This is a genomic window from Microbulbifer sp. ABE4_465 (assembly GCF_056160765.1).
In genome coordinates this window covers 98,197-107,544 of sequence record NZ_JBSWXV010000012.1, presented here as the reverse complement: position 1 = coordinate 107,544, position 9,348 = coordinate 98,197, and the positions used below count along the sequence as shown (strand labels likewise).

The 9,348-nt window shown below is 56.8% G+C and carries 7 protein-coding genes; 2 read left to right on the top strand and 5 right to left on the bottom strand.

The window, feature by feature from the left end:
- Window positions 1-195, top strand: a 195-nt coding sequence (locus tag ACXAG1_RS16155) for a hypothetical protein (protein WP_475120253.1), incomplete at its 5' end; no start/stop codon positions are given.
- 547 nt (window positions 196-742) lie between these two features.
- On the opposite strand, the gene pssA is transcribed toward ACXAG1_RS16155, so the two are convergent.
- The 4 genes from pssA to ACXAG1_RS16135 form a co-directional block, all read right to left on the bottom strand.
- Window positions 743-1,687: a CDP-diacylglycerol--serine O-phosphatidyltransferase gene (pssA, locus tag ACXAG1_RS16150; protein ID WP_475120252.1), complete on the bottom strand. Its 945-nt coding sequence runs from the start codon at window positions 1,685-1,687 to the stop codon at window positions 743-745.
- A 126-nt stretch (window positions 1,688-1,813) separates the two neighbouring features.
- The gene (gene ilvC / locus ACXAG1_RS16145) at window positions 1,814-2,839 is read right to left on the bottom strand and encodes a ketol-acid reductoisomerase (protein WP_475090584.1); all 1,026 of its coding nucleotides are present in this window, start codon (window positions 2,837-2,839) and stop codon (window positions 1,814-1,816) included.
- Window positions 2,840-2,917: 78 nt separating this feature from the next.
- Entirely contained in the window at window positions 2,918-3,409 is a 492-nt protein-coding gene (gene ilvN / locus ACXAG1_RS16140; protein ID WP_043320882.1) for an acetolactate synthase small subunit, read from the bottom strand.
- A 15-nt stretch (window positions 3,410-3,424) separates the two neighbouring features.
- Complete coding sequence (locus ACXAG1_RS16135) at window positions 3,425-5,161, bottom strand: acetolactate synthase 3 large subunit (protein WP_475120251.1); 1,737 nt, start codon at window positions 5,159-5,161, stop codon at window positions 3,425-3,427.
- A 532-nt stretch (window positions 5,162-5,693) separates the two neighbouring features.
- Here ACXAG1_RS16135 and ACXAG1_RS16130 point away from each other — a divergent pair.
- Window positions 5,694-6,182 carry a DUF4124 domain-containing protein gene (locus tag ACXAG1_RS16130; protein ID WP_475120250.1) on the top strand — a complete coding sequence of 163 codons (489 nt, stop codon included), beginning with the start codon at window positions 5,694-5,696 and terminating at the stop codon, window positions 6,180-6,182.
- A 51-nt stretch (window positions 6,183-6,233) separates the two neighbouring features.
- On the opposite strand, the gene ACXAG1_RS16125 is transcribed toward ACXAG1_RS16130, so the two are convergent.
- The gene (locus ACXAG1_RS16125) at window positions 6,234-9,323 is read right to left on the bottom strand and encodes an efflux RND transporter permease subunit (protein WP_475090590.1); all 3,090 of its coding nucleotides are present in this window, start codon (window positions 9,321-9,323) and stop codon (window positions 6,234-6,236) included.
- Between the last annotated feature and the right edge of the window lie 25 nt (window positions 9,324-9,348).

Sequence of the window (9,348 nt, the reverse complement as noted above, 5' to 3'; positions counted from 1 at the left end):
TATTGCTTGATCGAATTTTTAAACAACTCAGCGTGGCGCTCGGCCCTCACTGTGGGATGCGCATTTTACACATCCAATCTGCTGAAGCAAGTGCTTTTTGCAGACTTCTTTGAAGCGCGAAACCGTTATAAATCAACGCTTTCCGACGCTTCGATCATCCTTTGGATGCCCCCTCCAGCAGCGCTGAAGGCTTAAGAAGGACGCGCATTATATGGCGCCAATCTCGTTTGGCAAGCTCTTTTTCAAAGCTTTTTTCAGGGCCGGGAATCGGCGATTGATCGACCTGATTCCCAGCACTGGAGGACTGCCTGGAGCCCCGCCGAAGTGGCGCGCACTATAGCGCTCACGCTTCAGATGGGCAAGCACTTTGCTACAACCCAAAATGAAAAAAATCATTTTAAATCAAGAGCTTACCCAGCAATCTCGCCGCGACTTGCGTTGCCGCTCAAGCAGCGAGGGCGCGAACTATACGGGCCACCCATGGTCTGCGCAAGCACTTTGTGAAAGATTTTTTCGACCACCGAAATTTCGCGCAACCCCATGAAAAATACATGAATTTGAGCGAACAAAGCCCCGGGCCACCCAAAGTAGCCAGTCACTTTCGCGCAAGGGATCTAATGAGCTTAGTGTGGGGCGGCAGAACTGCCAAATGAATCAAGAAGAAATACCGGCCAATCCACTTGCGAGCCGGCAGGCCTAGTCAGGTGACGCCCGCCGGCACCACCTGACCACAAACCAAGAATCAGCTCCGCTTGTCTTCCTTGGGCGCCCCCTCTACAGAAGCGACATCGCGATTCGTCGCCCCGTCAGAGTCGTGCGCCTCGGAAGCGACTTCATTTTGCACGGATTCCCGGGCGCCATCAGCAGCAGCCACTTTACGACGCTCGCGCAGCGCGCCCCACGCCCACAGAACTGGCCCGGAGAACGTATAGATAATCGCAATTACCAACAACACACGCGGGGGGTCAATGGTTACCAGACTGAAGATCAAGATAATCGCCAGCATCATTACAAATGGCACCCGCCCCTTGAAGTCGAGCTTTTTGAAGCTGGTGTAGTGAAAGTTGGACACCATCAGCAGCCCGGCAGCAGCAGTGACCAGGGCGGCAATAATGGCCAGCCCGGTTCCCACTTCCGCTTCGTGTCCCGCCCAGACCATACTCGCGACAATCGCCGCCGCTGTTGGGCTCGCAAGCCCGATAAATACGCCTTTGTCGACCGTGTCCACCTGGGTATTAAAGCGCGCGAGTCGCAGTGCAGCGCAGGCGGCATACAGGAAAGCGGCCGCCCAGCCCAGCTTGCCGAGCGGCCCCAGGCCCCAACTGAACACTACCAGCGCGGGCGCGAGCCCAAAGGAGACCATGTCGGACAGAGAGTCATACTGAACGCCAAAGGCACTCTGAGTATCGGTCAGTCTAGCCACGCGACCGTCCAGCCCATCGAGAATCATCGCCGCGAATATCGCAATGGCGGCCGCCTCAAAGTTACCCCCCATTCCGGCGATAATGGCGTAGAACCCACTGAACAGTGCACCGGTCGTAATCAAGTTCGGCAGCAGGTAAACGCCTTTCGCCCGTACCTTCTTGCCACTGGCCGAAACCTCTTCCTCCACATGCTCGTCGACGGGCAGGCGGATTTCCTCATCGGATCCCAACCCCTTGGGTTGAGTGTCCTTGTTATCGCTCATACAGGCTTCCTTAAAAGCACAATTTGGTTATCTCCCTGGCAGTGTACAGTGGCGGGCCGGCAAAAAAAAAGCGACGGGACCGCTAAGTCCCGCCGCTTTGTGATCGAAAGCTGCTAATCGGTGGGATTAGCTGTTGCCTTCGGTCTTGTCGATGATCTTGTTGGCCTTGATCCAGGGCATCATGGAACGCAGCTTGGCACCAACTTCTTCGATCGGATGCTCACCACCGATTCGACGCTCTGCTTTCAGGCGCGGCTGACCGGCGAGAGATTCCAGCATGAAGTCTTTAGCGAACTTACCGGTCTGAATGTCTTTCAGCACACGCTTCATTTCCGCTTTGGTCTCTTCGGTCACAATACGCGGGCCGGTTACGTAGTCACCGTACTCTGCAGTGTTGGAGATAGAGTAGCGCATGTCGGCGATGCCGCCCTGGTACATCAGGTCGACGATCAGCTTCAGTTCGTGCAGACACTCAAAGTAAGCCATTTCCGGCGCGTAACCCGCTTCGGTCAGGGTTTCAAAGCCAGCCTGCACCAGTGCGGATACACCACCACACAGTACCGCCTGCTCGCCGAACAGGTCGGTCTCGGTCTCTTCGCGGAAGTTGGTTTCAATAATACCGGAGCGACCGCCGCCATTGGCAGAGGCGTAGGACAGAGCCAGCTCTTTGGCGTTACCAGAAGCATTCTGGTAGATCGCGATCAGGGTCGGAACACCGCCGCCTTCCAGGTAGGTAGAACGCACAGTGTGGCCCGGGCCTTTCGGGGCAATCATGATAACGTCGACCTCTTTCGGCGGCTCGATCAGCTCAAAGTGCACGTTGAATCCGTGGGCAAATGCCAGGGCGGCACCAGCTTTCAGGTTCGGCGCAACCTGCTCCCGGTATACGCCAGCCTGGTACTCGTCCGGAGTCAGGATCATCACTACGTCAGCGTCTTTCACTGCATCGGCAACTTCCGCTACGCGCAGGCCCGCTTTCTCTGCCTTCGCCCAGGAAGCAGAACCTTTGCGCAGACCAACCACAACGTTGCTCACACCGGAGTCTTTCAGGTTGTTGGCGTGGGCGTGGCCCTGAGAACCGTAACCGATGATGGCAACGGTCTTGGACTTGATCAAAGAGAGGTCACAATCTTTATCGTAGTAAACTTGCATAACTTACTTCCTGCTTAGTGTGCTTTGAATTTCAGCCCGGGATCAGACCCCGGAAATTCCTGTTTCAATGTTTGACGCTCAAATACTGAGAATTTTCTCACCGCGGGCAATCCCGCTCACCCCGGAACGGACCACTTCCATAATGGTGTGCTCGCCCAGCGCCTGTAAGAAAGCGTCGAGTTTTTCACTGGTACCTGACACCTGTACCGTGTACATGTTGCTGGTGACATCGACTATCTGGCCGCGAAATATATCCACGCTGCGCTTGACTTCATCGCGCTGCGCACCGGTCGCACGGACCTTTACCAGCAGAAGCTCGCGCTCGATGTGGGACCCTTCTGTCAGATCCACCAGCTTTACCACATCGATCAATTTGTTCAGATTCTTGGTGATCTGTTCAATCTTGTGGTCGTCCCCGATCGTTGTCAGGGTAAGACGCGACAGGGTCGCATCCTCGGTTGGCGCTACCGTCAGGCTCTCAATGTTGTAGCCTCGCTGGGAAAACAGGCCAACCACCCGCGACAGTGCACCGGGTTCGTTCTCCATCAGAACTGAAATGATTCTGCGCATCCTGTTTACCTCCCTTTATGTCCGTTCCGTCTTGCTGAGCCACATATCCCGCATGGAGCCATTTGGCATGACCTGCATGGGGTAGACGTGCTCAGACGGGTCGACATAAACATCGATAAACACGGTGCGATCTTTGATCGCGAAGGCCTCGGCCAACTTGCCGTGGAGCTCGTCGCGATGCTCGATCTTCATTCCAAGATGCCCGTAGGCTTCCGCCAGCTTGATAAAGTCCGGCAGGGACTCTTCATACACGCTGTTGGACAGACGCCCTTCGTACTGCATTTCCTGCCACTGTTTAACCATGCCCAGGGCCTGGTTATTCAGACACAGGATTTTTACCGGAAGGTTGTACTGGGTTGCTGTAGACAGCTCCTGAATACACATCTGGATACTGCCTTCCCCGGTCACGCAGACGACCTCCGCATCCGGATGTGCCGCCTTCACCCCCAGGGCCGCCGGCAGGCCGAAGCCCATGGTGCCGAGACCACCGGAATTGATCCAGCGACGGGGCTTGTCGAACAGATAGTACTGCGCAGCAAACATCTGGTGCTGACCAACATCGGAAGTGACATAGGCATCACCATTGGTAATCTGGTGCACCGCACTGATCACTTCCTGCGGCATCAGCATATCGCCATCTGTACGGTAGCGCGGCGCCGTGTAAAGTCCATGGCGCTCGCGCCAGTCGTCGATCTGCCGCCACCAGTCCACGATCGCGGATTGATCCGGCATGTCCTTGGAGGCTTTCAACATCTCCAGCATTTCTTTCAATACCGACTGCACGGTGCCCACGATCGGCACATCAGCAGTGATAGTTTTGGAAATGGAGGCAGGATCCACATCGATATGGATCACCTTGGCACCCGGGCAAAACTTGTTAGGAGTATTGGTCACCCGATCGTCGAAACGAGCGCCCACCGCGAGAATGACATCCGCATGGTGCATCGCGGTGTTGGCCTCAAAGGTGCCGTGCATACCCAGCATGCCAAGGAACCGCTTATCGCTACCCGGATATGCACCCAGCCCCATCAGCGTATTGGTCACCGGGAAATTCAGCCGCTGCGCCAGTTCCGTCAACAGCTCGGAGCCATCCCCCTGCACCACACCACCGCCGGCATAAATTACCGGGCGCTTGGCGGCCAGCAGCAATGCAACCGCCTTGCGGATCTGGCCGGTATGGCCTTTACCCGCAGGCGTGTAAGAGCGCATGCGCAGTTTTTCCGGATAGGCGTAAGGATAACGATCAACGGGGTTGGTGACGTCTTTGGGAATATCGATTACGACGGGACCAGGACGGCCAGTGGAGGCGATGTAAAACGCCTTTTTAACCACCTCGGGGATTTCTTCCGCCTTTTTCACCAGGAAACTGTGCTTCACGATCGGGCGTGAACAGCCGACCATGTCGGTTTCCTGGAAAGCGTCTTCACCGATTTTGTCCGACGGCACCTGACCAGAGATCACCACCATCGGAATGGAGTCCATATAGGCGGTGGCAATACCTGTGATGGCATTGGTGGCACCGGGGCCGGAAGTCACTAGCACCACACCGGTCTTGCCGGTTGCCCGGGCATAACCGTCTGCAGAGTGTGTTGCACCCTGTTCGTGACGCACCAGCAGGTGCTTGATGCCTTTCTGTCGGAAGATGGCATCGTATATATGCAGCGCCGAACCGCCGGGGTAACCGAATATCAGGTCTACCCCTTCATCCTGCAGCGCGCGAACCAACATATCGCCGCCGGAGAGTAATTCCACTTGAGCCCCCTCAATAATTCCCATTTGTTAGGATCCGCATCATCCACAAACCACAGAATAGCCGGGTGGCGCGAAAGCCAGACGGCGATTCTAAAGGAAAAGCGTGATAAATATCAGCCTTAAACGCAGAATTAGCCCGTTTTTTAGGATAACTTCACGGCAATGCCAAAACTGCGCGGAACCCGACCGGTCGCGGAACCGGGGTGCGGGCCCCAAGGCCTCCAGATGGGGAGGGCCTCCTCGGCAGGAGGTAGTGGGTGCTTAACCCACTGGGGAGAGAGTGCGGGCCGCGGGGTGTTGCGGTGACATCTACTTCGCCGAGTGAACCGCAAATTGTCCAGTTTGAATTGCCAGTGTCAACCAGAGCGTGACCGCCATTCACAAATTCGCCAACTGTGCCGCGACTGCCGCCCCACCAGCAAAGCGCCCTCCGCCTATAAATTGTTAACTGGGTTGCGAGATACCCGGTGACGCCCGTTACAATGCGACAATAATGACCTGCGAAAACAAGACAGTACAAAGGCGACCCCCCATGCGCACACTGATGGCAACCCTCACTCTTTCTCTGGGCCTGATGGCAACCGCACACGCTGATGGCATTTATAAGTGGGTGGATGAGAACGGCGTAGTTCACTTCGGATCCCAGCCCCCCCAAAAGGAGCAGGTGGAAGTGGTCAAGGCGCCAAAGTCGGAACGATACCGTCAGTGGCAGAGCGAGCAACAGGCGCTGCAGGCGAAACAGCAGCTCACCACCGCAGCCAAACCGGATGACAAGGCTCAGCCCACGGCGGCGCCGACACAGTCCGGCCATGATGAACAGCAGGAGCCGCAAGCAGTAAATCAGGCAGAAATGGCTGCCCGCGCGCAGCGCTGCCAGAGTGCCCGGCAGCGACTGCAGCAGCTGGAAGCCCATGCGCGCGTACGCGAAGTGGATGCCTCCGGGAATTACCGGGTACTGCCGGAGGAAGAGCGCCAGCAGCGAATCCAGCAAGCCCGCCAGGCTCTGCAAAACAACTGCTGAGTATTCACGGAGTCGGCGGAGCCCAATCCGCCGGGCACTGACCAGGCGGGCTTACCGCGCACTGTCGCTTTGCTGACGCAACACGCTCCCGCTATTCCCGAAGTCCCGCCCCAACATCAGGTACATCGCCGGCACCACAAATAATGTGAACAGGGTGCCAATGGTCATACCCGAAGCCACCACCAATCCCATGGCGAATCGCGCACCACCTCCGGGCCCTGCCGCAATCAGCAGCGGCACCATGGCCAGAACCAGCGAAGCCGTGGTCATCAGAATCGGCCGCAATCGGATAGTCGCCGCCTCTTCAATAGCCTCGCGCCGACTGCGCCCCTGCAGCTGCAACTGATTGGCAAATTCGACGATCAAAATCCCGTGCTTGGAGATCACACCAATCAGGGTAACCAGCCCCACCTGGGTGTAGATGTTCAGAGTGGTGAGCCCGAGGCTGACAAAAATCATTGCCCCACACACACTCATGGGCACGGTCATCAGCATGATGAGCGGATCCCGCCAGGACTCAAACTGCGCCGCCAGCACCAGATAAATCACGACCAGTGCGAAGAAGAAAGTGAGCACTAGGTCAGACCCTTCATTCTTGTACTGCCGCGACTGCCCGGAGTAATCGGTAGAGTATTCCCGCGGCAAAATCTCCTGGGCGGCAGTCTCGAGAACCCCCAGTGCTTCCCCCAGTGGCACCCCGGGGCGTGGAACCCCGGAAATAGTCACCGCATTCAACTGCTGAAAGCGCTTCAGCTGCTGCGGCTCTACGGTTTCCTCAAGCCGCACCAGTGTGGAGAGCGGCACCAGGCTGCCATCGCCGGCGCGAATGTAATACTGCTTTAACTGCTCACCAGTCAGACGATCCACTCGCACCACCTGCGGTATCACCTTGTAGCTGCGGTTCTCCAGAGAGAAGCGGTTGGTGTAGGCGCCGGACATCATTGCCCCCAGCTCCCGCGCCAGATCTGCCATGGTGATGCCAATTGAGGCCGCCTTATCCCGGTCTATGACCACCGACAGTCGCGGCTTGTCCAGCTTCAGGTCTGCATCGAGGAAGATAAAACGTCGGCTGGCCAGTGCGCGCTCCATAATTTCATCGGCAAAGCTGGCCAGCGTGGAAATGGGCTCGGTAGTGCCAATTACAAACTCCACCGGCAAGGTACCGCCGGCGGTGGGCAGGCTGGGAGGCACAAAGGTCGCGACCTTGAGACCCGCGATCTCCGATACCTCACCGCTAATGACTTCCTGCATTTCCTGGGTGTTTTTGTCGCGCTTGTTCCAGGAAGACAATACGAAACCGGCGATCGCACTATTGGTACTGTTGCCCGCACCACCGACACCGTTGAGCAGGAAAAGGTTTTCGACTTCCGGGTGTCGATCGCGCACGGAATTGATCTGACGGGTGTACTGCTCCATGTAATCCAGGGTGGCGAAGGAGTCACCACTGGCAATACCCAATACAAATCCGCGATCCTCCTTTGGCTCCAGCTCACTGGGGGACGTGACAAACAGAAAATAGCAACTGCCAAGCACAATGAGCCCAAAAACCAGAATGACCAGCCGCTCGTTCAGGGCACCGTGCAACCGTCGCCGGTAACCGGATTCAAGCCCTTCCAGTCGCCGCTCGAGCCATGCCTCAAAGCGATTACTGCGTTGACCATCCTCCGCCCGCAATACCTTCGCCGCCATCATGGGCGACAGGGTAAGCGCAACTACACCGGACAGCAGTACAGCCCCGGCGAGGGAAAAAGCAAACTCCACAAACAGCGTGCCAGTGAGCCCGCCGAGAAAACCAATCGGCAGGTATACCGCTATCAGCGTGGTGGTCATGGCAATGATCGGCCAGGCAAGCTCGCGGGCGCCCTGCACTGCTGCATCCTCTGGCGCCATACCTTCTTCAATGTGTCGATGCACATTTTCCAGCACTATGATCGCGTCATCCACCACAATGCCAATGGCGAGCACCATGGCCAAAAGGGTAAGCAGATTGATGGAGAAGCCCATCAGCAGCATCAGGAACAGCGCTCCCACCATAGAAAGCGGCACCGCCACCGCCGGAATAATGACGCTGCGAATAGAGCCAAGAAACAGGTAGATCACAACAATGACTATCAGCACCGCTTCAACAATGGTTTTAACAACCTCATTGATGGAGTCCTGAATGTATTCGGTACTGTCATAGGGAACCTCCCCCAACATCCCCTCAGGCAATTGAGGAAAAATCTCCTTGTGCAGCTTGTCCCGAACCTCAGCGATCACCTCCAGGGCGTTCGCATCCGGTGCCACCTCAACTGCGACGAAGGTCGCCGAGCGCCCATTAAAGGTCACCGAGGTTTCGTAGGATTCAGATCCCAGTTCGACATCGGCAACATCTTCAAGGCGCACCAACTGATCATCATCGGCGCGCACTACCAGGCGACGAAATGCCTGCTCGGAGGCGATATCCGTATCCGCACGGATATCCATGGCAACCCGCGATCCCTTGGTACTGCCCACTGCGGCCAGTACATTGTTCAGACGCAGCGCACTGCTGACATCCCCCGGGGTCACACCCTGCGCGGCCATTTCCGCGGGTTTAAGCCATATGCGCATGGCGAAGGTGCGGTTTCCCAGCAGTGCCGCACGCTGCACACCGGCGATCGTAGACAACTTGGGCTGCACCACTCGCGTGATGTAATCGGTGATCTGATTGTTGTCGAGGATTTCAGACGAAAATGAGAGGTACATGGCGGCGATGGTTTCACCGACAGCGAGGTCTACCGTCGGGTCTTCCGACTCATCCGGAAGCTCGTCGCGCAGCTTGTTTACCTTGGCGGCAACCTGGGTGAGCACTTCGCTGGGGTCGTAGTCGAGCCGCACATATGCCTGAATAACCGAGATACCCTGGATACTGGTGGAGACGATATAGTCCAGGCCATCGGCGCTGGCGATCTCTTGCTCAAGGGGGGTAGTGATAAACCCCTGAACCAAATCCGCATCCGCGCCCACATAGACGGTACTGATGGTAATGACGGCATTTTCCAGTTCCGGATACTGACGCACATTGAGTTCGGAGGTCGAACGCAGCCCCAACAGGAATATAAACAGGCTGACTACACAGGCCAGTACCGGTTTGCGAATAAAGATGTCGGTAAAATGCACTCGGCGTCCTTGCCGGCAGGCGCCG

What these genes read in the sequence shown, in the direction of transcription:
- ACXAG1_RS16130 (WP_475120250.1), top strand. Translation starts at nt 5,694, where the DNA reads ATGCGCACACTGATGGCAACCCTCACTCTTTCTCTGGGCCTGATGGCA.
- ilvC (WP_475090584.1), bottom strand. Translation starts at nt 2,839, where the DNA reads ATGCAAGTTTACTACGATAAAGATTGTGACCTCTCTTTGATCAAGTCC.
- ilvN (WP_043320882.1), bottom strand. Translation starts at nt 3,409, where the DNA reads ATGCGCAGAATCATTTCAGTTCTGATGGAGAACGAACCCGGTGCACTG.
- pssA (WP_475120252.1), bottom strand. Translation starts at nt 1,687, where the DNA reads ATGAGCGATAACAAGGACACTCAACCCAAGGGGTTGGGATCCGATGAG.